The sequence below is a fragment of the Streptomyces sp. NPDC058401 genome (assembly GCF_042722885.1).
In the GTDB taxonomy this organism is placed as follows: Bacteria; Actinomycetota; Actinomycetes; order Streptomycetales; family Streptomycetaceae; genus Streptomyces.
The window spans coordinates 21,850-41,542 of the sequence record NZ_JBHXKA010000040.1; the positions used below are offsets into that span (position 1 = coordinate 21,850).

Below are 19,693 nucleotides of genomic sequence, written 5' to 3' on the forward strand. Positions count from 1 at the left end.
GGAGGCCCGCTGATGGCCCGGCGATACGACTGCAACGACGCGACGGACCGCAAGACGGGTCTGCGCGAAGCCGCCTCCGCCGTACGCCGCGGCGAGCTCGTCGTGCTGCCCACGGACACCCTGTACGGGATCGGCGCCGACGCCTTCAGCGTCGAGGCCGTCGGCGACCTGCTCGCCGCCAAGGGGCGCGGCCGCAACATGCCCACCCCCGTCCTCATCGGCTCCCCGAACACCCTGCACGGCCTGGTCACCGACTTCTCCGAGCAGGCGTGGGAGCTCGTCGACGCCTTCTGGCCGGGTGCGCTGACGCTCGTCGCCAAGCACCAGCCCTCGCTGGCCTGGGACCTGGGCGAGACCGGCGGCACCGTGGCCGTACGCATGCCCCTGCACCCCGTAGCGATCGAGCTGCTGACCGAGGTCGGCCCGATGGCGGTGTCCTCGGCGAACCTGACCGGACACCCGGCGCCGGAGGACTGCGACGCGGCGCGCGAGATGCTCGGCGACTCCGTGTCCGTGTACCTGGACGGCGGCCCGACCCCGGGCATGCAGCCCTCGTCGATCGTCGACGTCACCGGGAAGGTCCCCGTCCTGCTGCGCGCGGGCGCCCTGACCGCCGAGCAGCTGCGGGAGGTCGTACCCGACCTCGAGGTGGCCCCGTGAGCCCTGAGGGGCGTGGCATAGCCGGGGACAGCACCTTCCGCATACTCCACGTCAGCACCGGCAACGTGTGCCGCTCGCCCATCACCGAGCGGCTGACGCGGCACGCGCTGTCCCACCGGCTCGGCGGGCCCGTCACCGGCGACCTGATCGTGGAGAGCGCGGGCACCTGGGGCCACGAGGGCGCGCCCATGGAGGCCAACGCGGCCGCCGTGCTGGCCGACTTCGGGGCGGACGCCTCCGGATTCACCGGCCGGGAACTCCTGGACGAGCACGTCATACGCGCGGACCTGGTCCTGACCGCCACCCGCGACCACCGCGCCCAGGTGATCTCGATGGGGCACTCGGCGGGGCTGCGCACCTTCACGCTGAAGGAGTTCACCCGGCTGGTGCGGGCGATAGACCCGGCGACCCTGCCGCCGCTGGAGGACGGGATGGTCGAGCGGGCCCGGGCGCTGGTCCGTGCGGCCGCGGCCCTGCGCGGGTGGCTCCTCGCGCCGTCCCCCGACGCCGATGAGGTGTACGACCCGTACGGGGCGCCGATCACCTTCTTCCGGTCGATCGGCGACGAGATCAACCAGGCGCTGGAGCCGGTGGTCACCGCACTGACCGGGGTCAAGACCTCCCGCTGACCTGCGGTGCTGTCGTCGGGGGCGCGGCTCCCGAACCCCCGTGCCGCACACGCCGGCGAGGCCGGATCGGCGCCGCAGGGCGGGATGCGCAGGGGCGGCCTACAGTGGCTGGTACCCGGTATGCGGTACCCCCCTGGAGTCGCGCCATGAGCGTCATCACCCCGCCCGCCGCGCACGCTGACCTGCTGCGGCAGCAGGACCCGCAGATGGCCGACGTCCTCGACGGGGAACGGCAGCGCCAGGCGACCGGGCTGCAGCTGATCGCCGCCGAGAACTTCACCTCGGCCGCCGTGCTCACCGCACTCGGCTCGGCGCTCGCCAACAAGTACGCCGAGGGGTACCCCGGAGCCCGCCACCACGGCGGCTGCGAGTACGCCGACCTCGCCGAGCAGATCGCCGTCGAGCGGGCCCGCGCCCTCTTCGGCGCCGAGCACGCGAACGTCCAGCCGCACTCCGGATCCGCCGCCGTGCTCGCCGCGTACGCCGCGCTGCTGCGCCCCGGGGACACCGTGCTGGCCATGGCGCTCACCTCCGGGGGACACCTCACCCACGGGTCGCCCGCCAATTTCTCCGGGCGCTGGTTCGACTTCGTCGGGTACGGAGTGGACGCGGGGACGGGGCTCATCGACTACGCCGAGGTGCAGCGGCTCGCGCACGAGCACCGGCCCAAGGCCATCGTGTGCGGGTCCATCTCCTATCCGCGGCACCCCGAGTACTCGGTGTTCCGGGAGATCGCCGACGAGGTCGGGGCCTTCCTGATCGCCGACGCCGCCCACCCCATCGGCCTCGTGGCCGGCGGGGCCGCCCCCAGCCCCGTGCCCTACGCCGACATCGTCGTGGCCACCACCCACAAGGTGCTCCGGGGTCCGCGCGGCGGCATGATCCTGTGCGGGGCCGAGTTCGCGGAGCGGATCGACCGGGCGGTGTTCCCCTTCACCCAGGGCGGCCCGCAGATGCACAGCATCGCCGCCAAGGCCGTGGCCTTCGGCGAGGCGGCCGGGCCCGCCTTCACCTCCTACGCGCACCGGGTGGTCGCCAACGGCCGCGCCCTGGCCGACGCGCTCGCCGCCCGCGGGTTCGGGATCACGACCGGCGGGACCGACACCCACCTGATCACCGCCGACCCGGCGCCGCTGGGCCTCGACGGCGCGGGCGCCCGCGGCCGGCTGGCCGCCGCCGGCATCGTGCTGGACACCTGCGCCCTGCCCTACGGTGACCAGCGCGGGATCCGCCTGGGTACCGCGGCGGTGTCCACGCAGGGCATGGGGGAGGCGGAGATGGGCCGGATCGCCGCGCTGTTCACGGCCGCGCTGAGCGGCGGGGAGCCCGCGAAGATCCGTAGCGAAGTCAACGAGCTGGTGGTCAGTTTTCCGCCGTATGGGGTTTAAGCGGGGCAAGTGCGACGTACCGCAACCGGGATACCGCCCCTGCGCGTCCCCGACAGTGAGTACATCGCAGCTAGTGTGTGGGGCTGAGATGGCCGGCGAAACATCTGGGGCAGCCCGTGCGTGAATATCTGCTGACGCTTTGCGTCACGGTCGCGGTGACTTATCTACTCACCGGGCCCGTGCGGAAGTTCGCGATCGCCGTGGGCGCGATGCCGGAGATCCGTGCCCGCGACGTGCACCGGGAGCCCACGCCGCGGCTCGGCGGCATCGCGATGTTCGGCGGACTGTGCGCGGGCCTGCTCGTCGCGGACCACCTGAAGAACCTCAACGGGGTCTTCGAGCTGTCGAACGAGCCCCGGGCCCTGCTCTCCGGGGCGGCCCTGATCTGGCTGGTCGGCGTGCTCGACGACAAGTTCGAGCTCGACGCCCTGATCAAGCTCGGCGCCCAGATGATCTCCGCCGGCGTGATGTGCATGCAGGGCCTGACCATCCTGTGGATCCCGGTCCCCGGCATCGGCTCGGTCTCGCTCACCCCCTGGCAGGGCAACCTGCTGACCGTGGCCCTCGTGGTGATCACCATCAACGCGGTGAACTTCGTGGACGGCCTCGACGGCCTCGCCGCCGGCATGGTCTGCATCGCGACCTGTGCGTTCTTCCTCTACGCGTACCGGATCTGGTTCGGCTACGGGATCGAGGCGGCCGCGCCCGCCACCCTCTTCGCCGCCATCCTGATGGGCATGTGCCTCGGGTTCCTGCCGCACAACATGCACCCCGCCCGGATCTTCATGGGCGACTCCGGCTCGATGCTCATCGGCCTGGTGCTGGCCGCTTCCGCCATCTCCGTCACCGGACAGGTGGACCCGGACGCGATGGCGCTGTTCGTCGGCGGCGAGCGCAACGCGACCCACGCGATGCTGCCGGTCTTCATCCCGCTGATCCTGCCGCTCACGATCATCGCGATCCCGATGACGGACCTGGTCCTCGCCATCGTGCGGCGCACCTGGAAGGGCCAGTCGCCCTTCGCCGCCGACCGCGGACACCTCCACCACCGGCTTCTGGAACTCGGGCATTCGCACAGCCGGGCCGTGCTCATCATGTACTTCTGGTCAGGGTTGATCGCCTTCGGCACGGTGACGTATTCCGTGCATTCCGCCTCGATGTGGATCGTGCTCGCCATCTCCGGGCTGAGCGCCGTGGGCCTACTGCTGCTCCTGCTGCCGCGCTTCACCCCGAGGGCCCCGCAGTGGGCGGAGCGACTGGTCCCGCCGCGCTACCGGCACGCCGAACGGGCCGCCGAGGCAGCCCTGCAGGACGATGCCGCCGCGGAGCCGGAGCCCGTCCGCCCGATCGCGGCGGGTGTGTCCGGCGTCAACGGGGCGACCGCCATTGGCCCCCGTTCGCGCTTCCCCGACCGGCGTAAGGCCGGCTCCTCGCGCTGACGTCCCGCACACATGTCGGACATGAACCCCCTTTACCAGACAACCCACTTGGCTGTCGCGCACACACGCGCAGGGTCACTCTCATGTGTGACAGTCGGCACACCCTCCGAGTAAAGCTCTCATCAAATACTTTGTGATACCGTTCACTAAACCCGGCGACAGAGCCGAAGGACCGTAGTGCGACGGTCCATTGGCCCGAGGTTCCCTCTCGGACCGGGTCTACGCTCGTCATGTACGAGTCCCTGTGCCCCCACCATCACGCGGAGCAAACCGCCATGCGGTCAGATGACGTCCGATCCCTCCTGCAATCCGCCGTTCCCACGGCTGCCGCCGGCGCTCTCGCCGCCGTCATCAGTGGGATCGTCGCCGGTGGCAAGGGGGCCCTGGGCGCCGTCGTCGCAACGCTGGTGGTGATGCTGTTCATGGGCATCGGATTCCTCGTACTGCAGCGCACGGCGAAATCGCTTCCGCACCTGTTCCAGGCCATGGGGCTCATGCTCTACACGGTCCAGATCCTGCTGCTCTTCGTCTTTCTCGCCGTGTTCAAGAACACGACCCTGTTCAATCCCCGGGCCTTCGCCATCACGCTCGTCGTCGCCACCCTGGTGTGGATCGCCGCACAGGCGCGTGCTCATATGAAGGCCAAGATCCTCTACGTCGAACCTGACTCGATGAAGGGCGACAAGCCCGGAAATTCGGGCCAGAAGCCGTGAGGGGTAGGGGCGGAATAAGTACGCGTTCGGGATGCTGCTATCGTCCGGTTTCAACTGTGGCAATGCGGGCGCGGGTATCAGAGCTGACGCCTGTCCCATCGCGAGGCTCGATACTCGACCGCCGCCACCACACCCGTTACACCAGTCCAGTGCCGAACAGCGGCTGTCCGCCGCGCCGACACAACGAGGTTGCCGTACCTATGCGCCACGCTGAAGGAGCCCGCGGTGAGTGCTGACCCGACGACGGTGCTCGCCTTCGAGACCGATTGCCACATCTTCGACGGTTGTGGATTCCCGGCTCCCGGCCTGCACTCGTTCCTGTTCCAGCCGATCTTCGGGGACGGTGACAGCAACGCGTACTTCAACAAGACGATGCTGCTCGCCCTGCTCGGCACGGTCGTCATCGTCGCCTTCTTCTGGGCAGCCTTCCGCAAGCCGAAGGTCGTCCCGGGCAAGCTGCAGATGGTCGCTGAAGCCGGCTACGACTTCGTGCGCCGCGGCATCGTCTACGAGACGCTCGGCAAGAAGGAGGGCGAGAAGTACGTCCCCTTCATGGTCTCGCTGTTCTTCTTCGTCTGGATCCTGAACCTCTGGTCGATCATTCCGATCGCCCAGTTCCCGGTGACGGCGATCTTCTCGTACCCGGTCGGCCTCGCGCTGATCGTCTACGTGATCTGGATGAGCGTGACGTTCAAGCGTCACGGCTTCGTCGGCGGTTTCAAGAACCTGACGGGCTACGACAAGTCGCTCGGCCCGGTTCTCCCGCTGGTCATGGTCATCGAGTTCTTCTCGAACGTCATCGTCCGCCCCTTCACCCACGCGGTCCGACTGTTCGCGAACATGTTCGCCGGCCACACCCTGCTGCTGCTGTTCACCATCGCCAGCTGGTACCTGCTGAACGGGATCGGCATCGCTTACGCGGGCGTCTCGTTCGTCATGGTCATCGTGATGACCGCGTTCGAACTCTTTATCCAGGCTGTCCAGGCGTACGTCTTCGTCCTCCTGGCCTGCAGCTTCCTGCAGGGCGCGCTCGCCGAGCACCACTGAGCGACCGCTCGTTCCTGCAATCCCCCCGAATCGTCCGGTGGCCAACCCCCACCGGTCCATGAAAGAGAAGGAAGAACTGGCATGTCCCAGATCCTCGCTGCCGCCGAAGGCGTCACCGGTTCCCTCAGCTCTGTCGGCTACGGTCTCGCGGCCATCGGCCCGGGTGTCGGCGTCGGCATCATCTTCGGTAACGGCACGCAGGCTCTTGCCCGTCAGCCCGAGGCTGCCGGTCTGATCCGCGCCAACCAGATCCTCGGCTTCGCGTTCTGTGAGGCGCTCGCCCTCATCGGTCTCGTCATGCCGTTCGTCTACTAAGACGAACTCCACGACTAGTCCGAATCGACGAAAGGCACTGATGTGAACCTCCTGGTTCTCGCGGCTGAGGGCGGGGAAAACCCCCTCATTCCGCCGATCCCCGAGCTCGTCATCGGTCTGATCGCCTTCGTCATCGTCTTCGGTTTCCTCGCGAAGAAGCTCCTCCCGAACATCAACAAGGTTCTGGACGAGCGCCGCGAGGCGATCGAAGGCGGTATCGAAAAGGCTGAGGCCGCTCAGACCGAGGCTCAGAGCGTGCTGGAGCAGTACAAGGCTCAGCTCGCCGAAGCCCGGCACGAGGCCGCTCGCCTGCGCCAGGACGCTCTGGAGCAGGGCACTGCGCTCAAGGAAGAACTGCGCGCAGAGGGCCAGCGGCAGCGTGAGGAGATCATCGCTGCCGGTCACGCCCAGATTGCGGCCGACCGCAAGGCAGCCTCTTCGGCGCTCCGTCAGGACGTCGGCAAGCTTGCCACCGACCTGGCCGGAAAGCTCGTAGGCGAGTCCCTCGAGGACCACGCCCGGCAGAGCCGCACGATCGACCGCTTCCTCAGCGAGCTTGAGGAGAAGGCCGAGGCCGCCCGATGAACGGAGCGAGCCGCGACGCGCTGGCCACCGCCCGCGAGCGTCTCGACGCGCTGACGGACAACACGTCCGTCGACGCGGCGAAGCTCGCCGGCGAGCTGGCGGCCGTCACCGCGCTGCTCGACCGTGAGGTCTCGCTGCGTCGGGTCATCACGGACCCGGCGCAGTCCGGCGAGGCCAAGGCCGAGCTGGCCGGCCGTCTGCTCGGCGGCCAGGTGGGCGGGGAAACCCTCGACCTGGTGTCCGGCATGGTCCGGTCCCGCTGGTCGCAGTCCCGTGACCTGGTGGACTCGCTCGAGGTCCTGGCGGCCACCGCCGACCTCACGGCGGCCCAGGCCGCCGGCGGACTCGACGACGTCGAGGACGAGCTGTTCCGCTTCGGCCGGATCGTCACCTCGAACACCGAGCTGCGCGCAGCACTGACCGACCGGTCGGCCACCGTCGCCGCCAAGAGCCAGCTGCTCCGCAGCCTGCTCGGCGGCAAGGCGAACGCCGTCACCGAGCGGCTGGTCACGCGTCTCGTCACGCACCCGCGTGGACGTAGCCTGGAAGCGGGCCTCGAGTCCCTTTCCAAGGTCGCCGCCGAGCGTCGTGGCCGCATGGTCGCCACCGTGACCACCGCGGTTCCGCTCAGCGACGTCCAGAAGCAGCGTCTCGGCGCGGTGCTGGCCAAGCTGTACGGCCGCCCGATGCACCTGAACCTCGACGTGGACCCCACGGTCCTCGGCGGGATCTCGGTGCGGGTCGGCGACGAGGTCATCGACGGCACCATCGCGGACCGCATCGCCGAGGCGTCGCGCCGCATGGCCGGCTGACCAGCCACAAATTAGTACGAAGCATTCCTAGCGGCCCGGTTGGGCCGTGCAGAACTTGCAGAAGATTCCTGGGGGTCGCCCCCAGACCCCTAAGAAGCTTCAGGCCCAACAAGGAGAGCAGGGAACCCAGATGGCGGAGCTCACGATCCGGCCGGAGGAGATCCGGGACGCACTGGAGAACTTTGTCCAGTCGTACCAGCCGGACGCGGCCTCGCGCGAGGAGGTCGGAACGGTCAGCGTTGCCGGCGACGGCATCGCGAAGGTGGAGGGCCTGCCCTCCGCCATGGCGAACGAACTGCTGAAGTTCGAGGACGGAACCCTCGGTCTCGCCCTGAACCTCGACGAGCGCGAGATCGGTGCGGTCGTCCTCGGCGAGTTCAGCGGTATCGAGGAGGGCCAGCCGGTGCAGCGCACCGGTGAGGTGCTCTCCGTCGGCGTCGGCGAGGGTTACCTCGGCCGCGTTGTCGACCCGCTCGGCAACCCGATCGACGGCCTCGGCGAGATCGCGACCGAGGGCCGCCGCGCCCTCGAGCTGCAGGCCCCCGGCGTCATGGTCCGCAAGTCGGTCCACGAGCCGATGCAGACCGGCTACAAGGCCATCGACGCGATGGTGCCGGTCGGCCGTGGTCAGCGTCAGCTGATCATCGGTGACCGTCAGACCGGCAAGACCGCTCTTGCCGTCGACACGATCATCAACCAGCGCGACAACTGGCGCTCGGGCGACGTGAACAAGCAGGTTCGCTGCATCTACGTCGCCATCGGCCAGAAGGGCTCGACCATCGCGTCCGTTCGCGGCGCCCTGGAAGACGCCGGTGCGCTCGAGTACACGACGATCGTCGCCGCCCCGGCGTCCGACCCGGCCGGCTTCAAGTACCTGGCCCCGTACACCGGTTCGGCCATCGGCCAGCACTGGATGTACGCCGGCAAGCACGTCCTGATCATCTTCGATGACCTGTCGAAGCAGGCCGACGCCTACCGCGCCGTGTCGCTGCTGCTGCGCCGTCCGCCGGGCCGCGAGGCCTACCCGGGCGACGTCTTCTACCTGCACTCGCGTCTGCTGGAGCGTTGCGCCAAGCTCTCCGACGCCATGGGTGCCGGTTCGATGACCGGTCTGCCGATCGTCGAGACCAAGGCGAACGACGTGTCGGCGTTCATCCCGACCAACGTCATCTCCATCACCGACGGCCAGTGCTTCCTTGAGTCCGACCTGTTCAACGCGGGCCAGCGCCCGGCGCTGAACGTCGGTATCTCGGTCTCCCGCGTCGGTGGCTCGGCCCAGCACAAGGCCATGAAGCAGGTTTCCGGCCGTCTGCGCCTGGACCTCGCCCAGTACCGTGAGCTGGAGGCGTTCGCCGCCTTCGGTTCGGACCTGGACGCCGCTTCGAAGTCCTCGCTGGAGCGCGGCAAGCGTCTGGTGGAACTGCTGAAGCAGGGCCAGTACCAGCCGATGCCCGTCGAGGAGCAGGTCATCTCCGTCTGGGCCGGCACCACCGGCAAGATGGACGACGTCCCGGTCAACGACATCCGTCGCTTCGAGTCGGAGCTGCTGGAGCACCTGCGCGTTTCGCGCAAGGACCTCCTCACCTCCATCGCGGACGGCGGCAAGATGTCGGACGACACGCTCACCTCCATCGGTGACGCCATTGCCGACTTCAAGCGCGGCTTCGAGACCTCGGACGGCAAGCTCCTGGGCGAGGACGCGCCGGCCGTCAACGTCTCCAAGTGACGACGGAAGGGACCTGACTCATGGGAGCGCAGCTCCGGGTCTACAAGCGTCGCATCCGTGCCGTCACGGCGACCAAGAAGATCACTAAGGCGATGGAAATGATCGCCGCCTCGCGCATCGTCAAGGCGCAGCGCAAGGTGGCGGCATCGATGCCCTACGCGACCGAGCTCACCCGTGCGGTGACCGCGGTGGCGACCGGCTCGAACACCAAGCACGCCCTGACCACCGAGGTCGAGGCACCGGCGCGTGCCGCGGTCCTGCTCATCACGAGCGACCGCGGTCTGGCCGGCGGCTACTCCTCGAACGCCCTCAAGCAGGCGGAGCGGCTCACCGAGCGGCTGCGCGGCGAGGGCAAGGAGGTCGACACGTACATCGTCGGCCGCAAGGGTGTCGCCTACTACGGCTTCCGTGAGCGCAAGGTCGCGGAGTCGTGGACCGGCTTCACCGACAGCCCGGCCTACGCCGACGCCAAGCGCGTCGCGGCGCCGCTGATCGAGGCCATCCAGACGGTTACGGCCGAGGGCGGCGTCGACGAGCTGCACATCGTCTACACGGAATTCGTGTCGATGATGACGCAGAACGCGGTGGACGGCCGGATGCTGCCGCTCAGCCTCGACAAGGTGGAAGAGGAGACCGGCGCGAAGGGCGAGATCCTTCCGCTGTTCGACTTCGAGCCGTCGGCGGAGGACGTCCTCGACGCCCTCCTGCCGCGCTACGTCGAGAGCCGCATCTACAACGCACTGCTGCAGTCGGCCGCTTCCGAGCACGCCGCCCGCCGCCGCGCGATGAAGTCGGCCACCGACAACGCCGGGGATCTCATCAAGAGCCTCTCCCGGCTTGCCAACGCGGCCCGCCAGGCCGAAATCACCCAGGAAATCAGCGAGATCGTCGGTGGCGCCAGCGCCATGGCAGACGCGACCGCGGGGAGTGACAAGTAATGACGACCACTGTTGAGACGGCCGCCGCCACGGGCCGCGTCGCCCGGGTCATCGGCCCGGTCGTCGACGTGGAGTTCCCCGTCGACGCCATGCCCGAGATCTACAACGCGCTGAAGGTCCAGGTGGCCGACCCGGCCCAGGACGGCGAGCTGAAGACGCTGACCCTGGAAGTCGCCCAGCACCTGGGTGACGGCCTGGTCCGCACCATCTCCATGCAGCCCACCGACGGTCTGGTCCGCCAGGCCACGGTGGTCAACACGGGCGAGGGCATCACCGTCCCCGTCGGTGACTTCACCAAGGGCAAGGTGTTCAACACCCTCGGTGAGGTGCTGAACTACCCGGAGGAGAACGCCAACGTCACCGAGCGCTGGCCGATCCACCGCAAGGCGCCCCGCTTCGACGAGCTCGAGTCGAAGACCGAGATGTTCGAGACCGGCGTCAAGGTCATCGACCTTCTCACCCCGTACGTCAAGGGTGGAAAGATCGGTCTGTTCGGTGGTGCCGGTGTCGGCAAGACCGTTCTGATCCAGGAAATGATCTACCGCGTCGCCAACAACCACGACGGTGTGTCGGTCTTCGCGGGCGTCGGTGAGCGTACCCGTGAGGGCAACGACCTCATCGAGGAAATGGCCGAGTCCGGCGTCATCGACAAGACGGCGCTCGTCTTCGGTCAGATGGACGAGCCCCCGGGCACGCGTCTTCGCGTCGCGCTGGCCGGTCTGACCATGGCGGAGTACTTCCGCGATGTGCAGAAGCAGGACGTGCTCTTCTTCATCGACAACATCTTCCGTTACACCCAGGCCGGTTCGGAGGTGTCGACCCTTCTGGGCCGCATGCCGTCCGCCGTGGGTTACCAGCCGAACCTGGCTGACGAGATGGGTCTGCTGCAGGAGCGCATCACCTCGACCCGTGGTCACTCGATCACCTCGATGCAGGCGATCTACGTCCCCGCGGACGACCTGACCGACCCGGCGCCGGCCACCACCTTCGCCCACCTCGACGCGACGACGGTTCTTTCCCGTCCGATCTCCGAGAAGGGCATCTACCCGGCCGTGGACCCGCTGGACTCGACGTCCCGCATCCTCGACCCGCGGTACATCGCGGCGGACCACTACGCCACGGCGATGCGCGTCAAGGGGATCCTGCAGAAGTACAAGGACCTCCAGGACATCATCGCGATCCTCGGTATCGACGAGCTGGGCGAGGAGGACAAGCTCGTTGTCCACCGTGCCCGTCGTGTCGAGCGCTTCCTGTCGCAGAACACGCACGTCGCCAAGCAGTTCACCGGCGTCGACGGTTCGGACGTTCCGCTCGACGAGTCGATCGTGGCCTTCAACGCGATCTGCGACGGAGACTACGACCACTTCCCCGAGCAGGCGTTCTTCCTGTGCGGTGGCATTGAGGACCTCAAGGCCAACGCCAAGGAGCTGGGCGTCTCCTGAAGCCGCGCTCATCCGTGAGCACAGCTGACTGACGGAGAGGGGCGGGTGTGTCCCGTCCCTCTCCTCACGCCCATTAGAATTTGACCCAACACCCGGCGGCCATCCCGCCGGGTGGTGACCCGAGGAGCCACCATGGCTGCTGAGCTGCACGTCGAGCTGGTCGCGGCGGACCGGAATGTCTGGTCCGGCGAGGCCACCCTGGTTGTCGCCCGCACCACGTCCGGCGACATCGGCGTCATGCCCGGTCACCAGCCGCTTCTCGGTGTGCTGGAATCGGGCCCGGTGACCATCCGTACCGTCGGGGGCAACACTGTTGTCGCCGCGGTGCACGGCGGATTCATCTCGTTCGCGGACAACAAGTTGTCGCTGCTGGCCGAGATCGCCGAGCTTGCCGACGAGATCGATGTCGAGCGGGCGGAGCGGGCACTGGAGCGCGCGAAGGCGGATACCGATTCGGTCTCCGAGCGTCGCGCCGATGTCCGGCTGCGCGCGGTTTCGGGGCGCTGAGTCCCGGTACTGGTAAGAGTTTCAAACCTCAGCCGCGGCCTGTTCCGGAATTTTCCGGACCGGGTCGCGGCTGAGGCGATGCAGGTCGTTTTTCGTAGTTGGTATTCGATGAGCGAGGAGGTCGGTGAAAGATGCTCCTCGCTCTGCTTGTGAGCGGCCTGGTCGTAGTCGCCGTGGTGGTGATCGGGCTGTTCGTGTTCGGTCTGCGCCGCAGGCTGATCCAGCGCTCCGGCGGCACCTTCGACTGCAGCATGCGCTGGGGGGTGTCCGAGGAACCGGACGTCTCCGGCAAGGGCTGGGTGTACGGGGTCGCGCGCTACAGCGGTGACCGCATCGACTGGTTCCGCGTCTTCAGCTACTCCCCGCGGCCGCGCCGGCTGCTGGAGCGGTCCTCCATCGAGGTCATCGCCCGCCGTGCGCCCGAGGGCGAGGAGGAGCTGGCCCTGCTCTCCGACGCCGTCGTGCTCTGCTGTGCGCACCGCGGTACCCGCCTGGAGCTGGCGATGAGCGATGACGCGCTGACCGGTTTCCTGGCCTGGCTGGAGGCGGCTCCGCCCGGGCAACGGGTGAACGTGGCCTGAGGGCCGCAGGCCTCGTAGGACATGAGGAAGCCGGGGAGACGGGGGGCGGACCCCGTCTCCCCGGCTTCGTCTTTCACCGGGCGGTGCGGTCAGCGGTTACGAGAGGCCGGCGTGGACCGCCTGGGCCAGTTCGCCGTTCGCGGTGTCGCCGCTGAACTCCCAGTAGAAGGCTCCCCGGAGACCCTGCTGCTTGGTCCAGGTCATCTTCGAGGCGATGGTGGCGGGGGTGTCGTAGCTCCACCAGTTGCTGCCGCACTTGGCGTACGCCGTGCCGGCGATGGTGCCGGTCGACGGGCAGCTGCCCTTGAGGACCTTGTAGTCCTCGATGCCCTGCTCGTAGGTGCCCGGGGCCGGGCCGGTGGCGGTGCCGCCGGGGGTGGCCTGGGTGACGCCGGTCCAGCCGCGGCCGTAGAAGCCGATGCCGAGGTTGAGCTTCGAACCGGCGATGCCCTTGCCCTTGAGCTTGGTGATGGCGGCCTCGGAGTTGAAGCCGGCGATCGGGATGCCGGTGTACGAGGTGAGCGGGGAGTGCGGGGCGGTCGGGCCCTTGGCGTCCCACGCGCCGAAGAAGTCGTACGTCATGACGTTGTAGAAGTCGACGTACTGGGCGGCGCCCGCGTAGTCGGCGAGGTCGAGCTTGCCGCCGTTGGAGCCGTCGGCGGAGATGGCGGCGGTGACCAGGTTGCTGCTGCCGAACTTGGTGCGCAGCGCGGACAGGACGTTCTTCAGGGAGGCGGCCCCGCTGGTGTCGCAGGACAGGCCGCAGGCGTTCGGGTACTCCCAGTCGATGTCGATGCCGTCGAAGACGTCGGCCCAGCGCGGGTCCTCGACCAGGTCGTAGCAGGACTGGGCGAAGGCGGCGGGGTTGGCCGCGGCCTGGCCGAAGCCGCCGGACCAGGTCCAGCCGCCGAAGGAGTAGAGGACCTTGATGTTCGGGTACTTCTTCTTCAGCTGGCGCAGCTGGTTGAAGTTGCCCGCGACGGGCTGGTCCCAGGTGTCGGCGGTGCCGGAGACGCTGGAGCCGGCGTCGTAGGTCTTCTGGTAGTCGGCGTAGGCGTCACCGATCGTGCACTTGCCGCCCTGGACGTTGCCGAAGGCGTAGTTGATGTGCGTGATCTTCGCGGCGGTGCCGGAGGTGACCAGGTTCTTCACGTGGTAGTTGCGCTGGTAGACGCCCCAGTTCGTGAAGTAGCCGAGCTTGACCGCGGAGCCCGGGGTGCCGGGGTCGCCGGGATCCGTACCGCCGCCGCCGGTGGTGGTCACCGAGAGGGCGCCGGAGGAGGGGCCGGTCTGGTCGATGGTGTCGCGGGCGGTGACCGTGTAGCTGTAGGACGTGCCCTTGGTCAGGCCCGAGTCGGTGTACGAGGTGCCGGTCACGGTGGCGATCTTGGCGCCGCCGCGGAAGACGTCGTAGTTCTTGATGCCCTTGTCGTCGGTGGCCGCGGCCCAGCCGAGGGTCAGCCCGGTGTCCGTGACGCCGCTGGCCGTGGGGGTGCCGGGGGCGGTGGGCGGGTTGTCGGTGGGGGTGGTGCCGCCGTCGCAGGTGCCGCCGTTGATCTTGCAGCCGCTGGGGGCGCCCGAGCCGGTGCCGTTGAAGCCGAAGCTGACGGTGGCGCCCGGGGCGAGGGTGCCGTTCCAGCCGAGGTTCTTGCCGGTCCAGTGGGTGCCCGAGCTGGTGACGGTGGCGTCCCAGGCGGAGGTGACGGCGGTGCCGGCCGGGTAGTCCCACTCCACGGCCCAGCTGCTGAGGGTGGTCGTGCCGGTGTTCTTCACCGTCCACTTGCCCTCGAAGCCGGAGCCCCAGTCGGAGACCTTGGTGTACGTCGCGGTGGCCGAGGCGGCCGCCTCGGCGGGACCGGCGATGGCGACCAGTCCGGCGAGGGGCAGGGTGAGGACGGCCAGTGCGGCCGCCACTCTTCGAAACAGCGGTGCGCGTCGTGGGGGTGCTGTGCTCAAGGGTGCTCCTCCGAGGTCCGCAGCGGCCGTGGGGCCGGCCGCTGCATGGGGGTGGGACCTGCGCCGCCCGTGAGTGCGCCGTATGACGTTTTGTCATGGCACGCTCACCACAGTTGTGCGTGAGAGTAGAAAGGTCTGGACCAACCGTCAAGAGGTCCAGACCTCCCATAGCAACCTCTGATGAATTTCCGGCCGGATCCGGCTAGAGCCCCAACTCCTGTGCCAGCACTGCGGCTTGAACCCGGCTGCGCAGCTCCAGTTTGGCCAGCACCCGGCTGACGTGGGTCTTCGCCGTCGCCTCCGCCATCTCCAGGCGCACCGCGATCTCCGCGTTCGACAGCCCCTCGCCCAGGCACCCCAGCACCTCCCGCTCGCGCGGGGTCAGCGACTCCACCGCCGCCGGTACCGGGACCCGTACGGGCCGCGGATCCGCGAACTCCGCGATCAGCCGGCGGGTCACCGCCGGGGCGATCAGGCCCTCCCCGCGCGCGACGGTCCGTACCGCCGCGATCAGCTGCGCCGCGTCCGCGTCCTTCAGGAGGAAGCCCGACGCACCCGCGCGCAGCGCGCCGAAGACGTACTCGTCCAGGTCGAAGGTGGTGAGCACGAGGACGTCGGCCAGACCCTCCGCGACCACCTGACGGGTCGCCGAGACCCCGTCCAGGCGCGGCATCTGGACGTCCATGAGCACCAGATCGGGCCGCAGCTCGCGGGCCAGGCGCACGGCCTCCTCCCCGTCCGCGGCCTCGCCCGCCACCTCGATGTCGCCGGCGCTGCGCAGGATCAGGACCAGCCCGGCCCGTACCGCGCTCTGGTCCTCCGCCACCACGACCCTGATCGTCATGCCCGTACCGCCCCTTCTTCCTCGTCCACGGGCAGTGTCGCCCGGACCCGCCAGACCGCGTCCGCGCGGCCCGCTTCGAATGCCCCGCCCAGCAGTTCCGTCCGCTCGCGCATGCCGATCAGCCCGGCTCCGGAGCCGGGCGCGCGGGGGCCGGGGCGCTCCCCGTAGGGGGAGTCGACCCCGACGTGCAGCGCCCCGCCCCGGCCGCCGCCCGTGGCGCGGTCCCGGGCCAGGCGGACGGTGACCGTGCCCGGAGCGGCGTGCTTGAGGGCGTTGGTCAGCGACTCCTGGACGATCCGGTACGCCGCCAGCTCCACCGGAGCGGGCAGGGGCTGCCCGGACGGCCGGTCGTCGAGGAGCACGAAGTCCAGCCCGCTCGCGGCCCCGTTCGTCCGGGCCTGCTCCAGCAGGGCGTCCAGCCCGTCCAGCGAGGGCGTGGCGACGGCCTCCTGCCCGGCGCCCGCGTCCCGCAGCAGCCCGATCAGGCGGCGCATCTCGGCCAGTCCCTGGACGCTGTTCTCCCGGATCACCCCGAGCGCCTCGCGGCTGGTGGCGGGGGAGTCGATGGAGAGCGCGGCGGTGGAGTGGATGGCGATGGCGGAGAGGTGGTTGGCCACCATGTCGTGCAGCTCCCGGGCCATCCGCGCCCGCTCGGCGACCACCGCCTGCGACCGGTCCATTTCGGCCAGCAGCGCGGTCTGCTCGGCGCGCAGCCGGGAGGCGATGGCGGCCTCGCGGTGGTTGCGCAGGGTGGCCCCGGTCAGCGCCGGGCCGAAGCTGACGATGCCCGTGACCACGCCGATCAACAGGGCCTGCGGGGTCCGCAGCCAGGCCACGGAGGCGATGGTCACGGCGATGGTGATCAGGCCGGTCTGGACCGGGAGGCGGCGGGCCAAGGCCGGTGTGCCGTAGACCACGGCCGCGTACATCAGGTCGGTGAAGATCAGGACGGTGGCCAGGTTCCCCACGGTGAACTGGTCGGCGATCAGCCCCGCCGTACCGACCGCCAGGGTCACCCGGGGCCTGCTGCGGCGCAGCAGCTCCATCGCGCCCAGCGCGAGGAGCGGCACCAGGGCGGCCCAAGCCGGGAGCAGGTCCCGGGTGGGGGAGCTGTGCACCCCGAGCGACCACAGGAGCAGGCCGGCGGCCACGCTGATCACGGCGAGCAGCACGTCGTGGCGGTGCGGTGGCGGGATCTTCAAGGTCACGAGCCCCATCCAACAGGCTGCGGCCGGGCCGGGCGTCGCCATCGAGGCCGCCTTTTCGGACCGGCCCGTACATCGAAGGATGCAGGCGGCCCCCGCGGCATTCGTCACTGGCGACGAGGAAACGGCGCGCACCGGACGGCAAGCTGGAGGCATCCTCCCCACCGCAGGAACGGAGACTCCCGTGCTCGTCACCCTGATCATCGCCTGTGAAATCGGCTTCTGGGTCCTGCTCGCCGGCGGCCTGGCCCTGCGCTACCTCGCGAAGATGCCGAGGACCGGCGCCGCCGTCCTGCTGTGCGAGCCGCTCCTGGAGCTGACCCTGCTGGCGGCCACCGCGGTGGACCTGCGCGGCGGCGCCGAGCCGGACTGGAAGCACGGACTCGCCGCGCTGTACCTCGGCTACACCGTCGCCTACGGGCACTACACCGTGCGCTGGCTCGACGGCCACGCCGCGTACCGGCTGGCCGGGGGTCCGAAGCCGGCCGGCGCCGGTCACGGCGGGGCGAGGGCCCTCCACGAGTGGAAGCTGGTCGCGCGGACCCTCCTCGCGGCGGCCGTCGCGGCCGGCCTGCTCCAGGCCGCGATCTGGTACGTCGGCGGCTCGGGCGACACCGCGGTGCTGCGCGGATGGCAGCTCACGGCCCTGCGGGTGGTCGGCATCCACGCCCTGATCGCCGTCACCTACACGGTGTGGCCGAAGCGGGCACCGGCGAAGTCCGCCGTGCGCGACTCGGTGGACGCGTCCTAGCAACTGTCGTCAAAGTGCCGTCCGCCCCCCGGGTCTGGCTCTAGCGCTCGCCGCCCGGGACCCACAGGACGTCGCCGATCTCCTTGTTGGCCGTGCGGGCCAGGATGAAGAGGAGGTCGGAGAGGCGGTTGAGGTAGGTGGCCGTCAGCGGGTTCATGACCTCGCCGTGTGCCTCCAGGGCCGACCACGTGGAGCGCTCGGCGCGCCGGACCACCGTGCAGGCCTGGTGCAGGAGGGCCGCGCCGGGGGTGCCGCCGGGGAGGATGAAGCTGCGGAGCTTCTCCAGTTCGCCGTTGAAGAGGTCGCAGTCAGCCTCCAGTTTGTCCACGTAGAACTGCTCGACGCGCAGCGGCGGGTACTCGGGATTCTCGGCAACCGGGGTGCAGAGGTCGGCGCCCACGTCGAACAGGTCGTTCTGCACACGGACCAGGACCTTCACGACATCGGCGGGCAGCGAGCCGAGAGCGATGGCCGTCCCGATGGCCGCGTTGGCCTCGTTGGCGTCGGCGTACGCGGAGATCCGCAGATCGGTCTTGGCCGTGCGGCTCATGTCGCCGAGCGCGGTCGTGCCCTTGTCGCCGGTGCGGGTGTAGATGCGCGTGAGGTTCACCATGCCGCCACCCTAGTGGCGGTCAACTGCGGCCCCCCGGCGCACTGCTGGGCCGTCCCGGTGTGATGTCCGTCATCTGAGACGTGACGCGTGTTACTTCGCGGTCACTGGGCCCCTCGTGGACGCTAGTCTCCGCCGGAGAACGAACGAGGCTGTGCCGTATCCGAGGCCGTGTCCAGAGAAGAACGTGGGGTGTGCAGTGGCTGGGAAGCTCGCCGTCATCGGTGCCGGACTGATGGGTTCCGGAATCGCGCAGGTCTCTGCTCAGGCGGGTTGGGACGTCGTACTGCGCGATGTCACCGATGCCGCCCTGACCCGCGGCACCGACGGGATCAAGGCCTCCTACGACCGGTTCGTCGCCAAGGGCAAGCTGACGGCCGAGGACGCCGAGGCGGCGCTCGCCCGCATCACCACGAGCACCGAGCTGGAAGCGGTCGCCGACGCCGACATCGTCGTCGAGGCCGTCTTCGAGAAGCTCGAGGTCAAGCACGAGATCTTCCGCGCGCTCGACAAGCTCGTGCGCGAGGATGCGATCCTCGCCTCCAACACCTCCGCCATCCCGATCACCAAGATCGCGGCCGTGACGGAGCGTCCGGAGCGGGTCGTCGGCGCGCACTTCTTCTCGCCGGTCCCGATGATGCAGCTGTGCGAGCTCGTGCGCGGCTACAAGACGAGCGACGAAACCCTCGCCACCACCCGGGCGTTCGCCGAGTCCGTCGGCAAGACCTGCATCGTCGTCAACCGCGACGTCGCCGGATTCGTGACGACCCGTCTCATCTCCGCCCTGGTCGTCGAAGCCGCGAAGCTGTACGAATCGGGCGTCGCGTCGGCCGAGGACATCGACATCGCCTGCAAGCTCGGCTTCGGGCACGCGATGGGCCCGCTGGCCACCGCGGACCTCACCGGCGTCGACATCCTGCTGCACGCCACCAGCAACATCTACACCGAATCGCAGGACGAGAAGTTCGCGCCGCCGGAGCTGATGCGCCGCATGGTCGACGCGGGCGACATCGGCCGCAAGAGCGGTCAGGGCTTCTACAAGCACTGAGCACCAGTTCGAAGGCCTGCACCCCCAGGGGTGAATTAGGTATCGGTTCGCTCACGGTCGACAACTTCCCTGCCCCTGAGGCAGTCAGTTGCAGTGAGAGTTGCCGACCACGGACCAGTCGGACCATAAGCAATCAGTACCGCGCTGCCGGGAGTACACATGCACATCAGGGGCGACCACGCCGAACTCGCAGTCGGGGGCCGCCTCGACGTGCGCAGCGCGGCGGACGCCCGTACGGTCCTGCACACCGCCCTCGACGACGGTCACGGCGACCTCGTGCTGGACCTCACCGGGCTCGACTCCTGGGACGCGACGGGCCTCGGCGTGATCATGGGCGCCCACCGCCGGGCCGGCCGGACCGGCCGGCGGCTCGTCCTGCGCGGGGTGCCGCCGCAGATGCAGCGGCTGCTCGTGGCCACCCGGCTGCACCGGATCCTCGCGATCGAGGGCGGCCTGGAAGCGGAGTCACTGCCCCGCGCGTGACACCCGTACGCGGT

Annotated in this window: 21 protein-coding genes; 17 read left to right on the forward strand and 4 right to left on the reverse strand. The window is 69.2% G+C overall.

Annotation, left to right across the window (positions count from 1 at the left end; genetic code table 11):
- Positions 1-12 precede the first annotated feature (12 nt).
- The 14 genes from ACFWNV_RS17240 (at position 13) to ACFWNV_RS17305 (ending at position 12,782) form a co-directional block, all read left to right on the forward strand.
- A complete protein-coding gene (locus ACFWNV_RS17240; protein WP_383947091.1) occupies positions 13-660 on the forward strand; it encodes an L-threonylcarbamoyladenylate synthase in 648 nt (215 codons plus the stop codon).
- On the forward strand, positions 657-1,289 hold the full coding sequence (locus ACFWNV_RS17245; protein ID WP_327254960.1) for a protein-tyrosine-phosphatase: 633 nt from the start codon (positions 657-659) through the stop codon (positions 1,287-1,289). Before ACFWNV_RS17240 ends, ACFWNV_RS17245 begins: the two co-directional genes overlap by 4 nt.
- 146 nt (positions 1,290-1,435) lie before the next feature.
- Positions 1,436-2,677 carry a serine hydroxymethyltransferase gene (gene glyA / locus ACFWNV_RS17250; protein ID WP_383947094.1) on the forward strand — a complete coding sequence of 414 codons (1,242 nt, stop codon included), beginning with the start codon at positions 1,436-1,438 and terminating at the stop codon, positions 2,675-2,677.
- 104 nt (positions 2,678-2,781) lie between these two features.
- Positions 2,782-4,116: an MraY family glycosyltransferase gene (locus ACFWNV_RS17255; RefSeq protein ID WP_383947180.1), complete on the forward strand. Its 1,335-nt coding sequence runs from the start codon at positions 2,782-2,784 to the stop codon at positions 4,114-4,116.
- A gap of 275 nt (positions 4,117-4,391) precedes the next feature.
- On the forward strand, positions 4,392-4,829 hold the full coding sequence (locus ACFWNV_RS17260) for a hypothetical protein (RefSeq protein ID WP_383947097.1): 438 nt from the start codon (positions 4,392-4,394) through the stop codon (positions 4,827-4,829).
- A gap of 210 nt (positions 4,830-5,039) precedes the next feature.
- Entirely contained in the window at positions 5,040-5,876 is an 837-nt protein-coding gene (atpB, locus tag ACFWNV_RS17265; RefSeq protein WP_266882222.1) for a F0F1 ATP synthase subunit A, read from the forward strand.
- Positions 5,877-5,957: 81 nt separating this feature from the next.
- Positions 5,958-6,191 carry an ATP synthase F0 subunit C gene (gene atpE / locus ACFWNV_RS17270; protein ID WP_030857147.1) on the forward strand — a complete coding sequence of 78 codons (234 nt, stop codon included), beginning with the start codon at positions 5,958-5,960 and terminating at the stop codon, positions 6,189-6,191.
- Between the two features lie 42 nt (positions 6,192-6,233).
- The gene (locus ACFWNV_RS17275; protein ID WP_254384247.1) at positions 6,234-6,776 is read left to right on the forward strand and encodes a F0F1 ATP synthase subunit B; all 543 of its coding nucleotides are present in this window, start codon (positions 6,234-6,236) and stop codon (positions 6,774-6,776) included.
- Positions 6,773-7,588 (forward strand): F0F1 ATP synthase subunit delta, encoded by an 816-nt coding sequence (locus ACFWNV_RS17280; protein WP_383947101.1) that lies wholly within the window; start codon positions 6,773-6,775, stop codon positions 7,586-7,588. Before ACFWNV_RS17275 ends, ACFWNV_RS17280 begins: the two co-directional genes overlap by 4 nt.
- A gap of 130 nt (positions 7,589-7,718) precedes the next feature.
- Complete coding sequence (gene atpA, locus ACFWNV_RS17285) at positions 7,719-9,314, forward strand: F0F1 ATP synthase subunit alpha (protein ID WP_383947103.1); 1,596 nt, start codon at positions 7,719-7,721, stop codon at positions 9,312-9,314.
- A gap of 20 nt (positions 9,315-9,334) precedes the next feature.
- Positions 9,335-10,252, forward strand: a complete 918-nt coding sequence (locus ACFWNV_RS17290) for a F0F1 ATP synthase subunit gamma (RefSeq protein WP_383947106.1) — start codon at positions 9,335-9,337, stop codon at positions 10,250-10,252.
- Entirely contained in the window at positions 10,252-11,694 is a 1,443-nt protein-coding gene (gene atpD, locus ACFWNV_RS17295; RefSeq protein ID WP_383947109.1) for a F0F1 ATP synthase subunit beta, read from the forward strand. Before ACFWNV_RS17290 ends, atpD begins: the two co-directional genes overlap by 1 nt.
- Positions 11,695-11,826: 132 nt before the next feature.
- Positions 11,827-12,201 (forward strand): F0F1 ATP synthase subunit epsilon, encoded by a 375-nt coding sequence (locus tag ACFWNV_RS17300; protein ID WP_383947112.1) that lies wholly within the window; start codon positions 11,827-11,829, stop codon positions 12,199-12,201.
- A 131-nt stretch (positions 12,202-12,332) separates the two neighbouring features.
- A complete protein-coding gene (locus ACFWNV_RS17305; protein ID WP_327254967.1) occupies positions 12,333-12,782 on the forward strand; it encodes a DUF2550 domain-containing protein in 450 nt (149 codons plus the stop codon).
- A 96-nt stretch (positions 12,783-12,878) separates the two neighbouring features.
- Here ACFWNV_RS17305 and ACFWNV_RS17310 read toward each other — a convergent pair whose 3' ends face one another.
- From ACFWNV_RS17310 to ACFWNV_RS17320, 3 genes are all read right to left on the reverse strand, one after another.
- Positions 12,879-14,738 carry a glycosyl hydrolase family 18 protein gene (locus ACFWNV_RS17310; RefSeq protein ID WP_383947116.1) on the reverse strand — a complete coding sequence of 620 codons (1,860 nt, stop codon included), beginning with the start codon at positions 14,736-14,738 and terminating at the stop codon, positions 12,879-12,881.
- A gap of 202 nt (positions 14,739-14,940) precedes the next feature.
- The gene (locus ACFWNV_RS17315) at positions 14,941-15,582 is read right to left on the reverse strand and encodes a response regulator (RefSeq protein WP_383947119.1); all 642 of its coding nucleotides are present in this window, start codon (positions 15,580-15,582) and stop codon (positions 14,941-14,943) included.
- Positions 15,579-16,799 carry a sensor histidine kinase gene (locus ACFWNV_RS17320; protein WP_383947122.1) on the reverse strand — a complete coding sequence of 407 codons (1,221 nt, stop codon included), beginning with the start codon at positions 16,797-16,799 and terminating at the stop codon, positions 15,579-15,581. Before ACFWNV_RS17320 ends, ACFWNV_RS17315 begins: the two co-directional genes overlap by 4 nt.
- 172 nt (positions 16,800-16,971) lie before the next feature.
- On the opposite strand from ACFWNV_RS17320, the gene ACFWNV_RS17325 reads away from it, so the two are divergent.
- Entirely contained in the window at positions 16,972-17,538 is a 567-nt protein-coding gene (locus tag ACFWNV_RS17325; protein ID WP_383947125.1) for a hypothetical protein, read from the forward strand.
- A 40-nt stretch (positions 17,539-17,578) separates the two neighbouring features.
- On the opposite strand, the gene ACFWNV_RS17330 is transcribed toward ACFWNV_RS17325, so the two are convergent.
- Positions 17,579-18,151, reverse strand: coding sequence for a cob(I)yrinic acid a,c-diamide adenosyltransferase (locus ACFWNV_RS17330; RefSeq protein WP_383947128.1), 573 nt, complete (start codon positions 18,149-18,151; stop codon positions 17,579-17,581).
- A 196-nt stretch (positions 18,152-18,347) separates the two neighbouring features.
- Here ACFWNV_RS17330 and ACFWNV_RS17335 point away from each other — a divergent pair, with 196 nt between their 5' ends.
- Positions 18,348-19,196: a 3-hydroxyacyl-CoA dehydrogenase family protein gene (locus ACFWNV_RS17335; protein WP_383947130.1), complete on the forward strand. Its 849-nt coding sequence runs from the start codon at positions 18,348-18,350 to the stop codon at positions 19,194-19,196.
- Positions 19,197-19,355: 159 nt separating this feature from the next.
- The gene (locus ACFWNV_RS17340; protein ID WP_243336243.1) at positions 19,356-19,679 is read left to right on the forward strand and encodes an STAS domain-containing protein; all 324 of its coding nucleotides are present in this window, start codon (positions 19,356-19,358) and stop codon (positions 19,677-19,679) included.
- Positions 19,680-19,693 lie beyond the last annotated feature (14 nt).

Coding starts and splice junctions, on each gene's coding strand:
- ACFWNV_RS17340 (WP_243336243.1), top strand. CDS start 19,356: ATGCACATCAGGGGCGACCACGCCGAACTCGCAGTCGGGGGCCGCCTC.
- atpA (WP_383947103.1), top strand. CDS start 7,719: ATGGCGGAGCTCACGATCCGGCCGGAGGAGATCCGGGACGCACTGGAG.
- atpE (WP_030857147.1), top strand. CDS start 5,958: ATGTCCCAGATCCTCGCTGCCGCCGAAGGCGTCACCGGTTCCCTCAGC.
- glyA (WP_383947094.1), top strand. CDS start 1,436: ATGAGCGTCATCACCCCGCCCGCCGCGCACGCTGACCTGCTGCGGCAG.
- ACFWNV_RS17305 (WP_327254967.1), top strand. CDS start 12,333: ATGCTCCTCGCTCTGCTTGTGAGCGGCCTGGTCGTAGTCGCCGTGGTG.
- ACFWNV_RS17240 (WP_383947091.1), top strand. CDS start 13: ATGGCCCGGCGATACGACTGCAACGACGCGACGGACCGCAAGACGGGT.
- ACFWNV_RS17320 (WP_383947122.1), bottom strand. CDS start 16,799: ATGGGGCTCGTGACCTTGAAGATCCCGCCACCGCACCGCCACGACGTG.
- ACFWNV_RS17330 (WP_383947128.1), bottom strand. CDS start 18,151: ATGGTGAACCTCACGCGCATCTACACCCGCACCGGCGACAAGGGCACG.
- atpD (WP_383947109.1), top strand. CDS start 10,252: ATGACGACCACTGTTGAGACGGCCGCCGCCACGGGCCGCGTCGCCCGG.
- ACFWNV_RS17280 (WP_383947101.1), top strand. CDS start 6,773: ATGAACGGAGCGAGCCGCGACGCGCTGGCCACCGCCCGCGAGCGTCTC.
- ACFWNV_RS17260 (WP_383947097.1), top strand. CDS start 4,392: ATGCGGTCAGATGACGTCCGATCCCTCCTGCAATCCGCCGTTCCCACG.
- ACFWNV_RS17290 (WP_383947106.1), top strand. CDS start 9,335: ATGGGAGCGCAGCTCCGGGTCTACAAGCGTCGCATCCGTGCCGTCACG.
- ACFWNV_RS17315 (WP_383947119.1), bottom strand. CDS start 15,582: ATGACGATCAGGGTCGTGGTGGCGGAGGACCAGAGCGCGGTACGGGCC.
- ACFWNV_RS17300 (WP_383947112.1), top strand. CDS start 11,827: ATGGCTGCTGAGCTGCACGTCGAGCTGGTCGCGGCGGACCGGAATGTC.